The 755-nt window shown below is 31.7% G+C and carries 1 pseudogene; it reads right to left on the minus strand.

Going from position 1 to position 755, the window contains the following annotated elements:
* Positions 1–755, minus strand: a pseudogene (locus JG676_RS07715) (hypothetical protein); the annotation flags it as partial.

Genomic DNA, 755 nt, shown 5'->3' on the forward strand with positions numbered 1-755 from the left:
AAATCACTCTTTATATAATCACTTGCATCAGAGTATAAATTACCTTTTTCTTGCATAGCCATTCTTTGAGCTCTACTTGAAGAGCTTAGATAAAAGCTTTGCATAGAATTACCCATAACATTATCAATAAAGGTTGATCTTCTTGTTGTAGTAGAAACTAAAGATCTAAAGGTTGCGCCTGATATAGAGGCATTAAGGTTAAAGCTTTGATAAATCTTTCCTGTTGTAGGATCATAGATTAAGTTTATATCTCCACTACCATTAGTTGTTACATTGCTTACATTACCTTTATCAATTCCACTGATAACATCACTTATATCATCAAGATTATCTAGATCAAGATTAGCTTCATCTATGGTTATATTATCTGCACTTACATTACCTGAACCATTTCCACCTACAACTATAGTATCTAAGTTACCTGATTCATCTGAAGTTACAAGCCAATCTTCTATGACTATGCTACCAGTAGATTCATTGGTTAAGTTATGTCCTTGATCATTTTTATCTATAGTTCCTTGATTATTTACGAAGATAGTTCCGCTACCTTTATTAGTAACACCACTTGTAATGGTTGCACTAGAATCATTTTTTAAGGTTAAATCATTATTTGAATTATTTACTATATTACCATAGATGATTCCATTATCAGTATTTAAAATACCGCTACCATTTTTAGAAGTAATAGTTCCACCATTTTCAATGGTGATGCCGTGTGTTTGAACATCTACATCTTTTTGTCCTATGGTTCCTGT

This window comes from Campylobacter sp. 2018MI34, from assembly GCF_016598975.1.
In the GTDB taxonomy this organism is placed as follows: Bacteria; Campylobacterota; Campylobacteria; order Campylobacterales; family Campylobacteraceae; genus Campylobacter_D.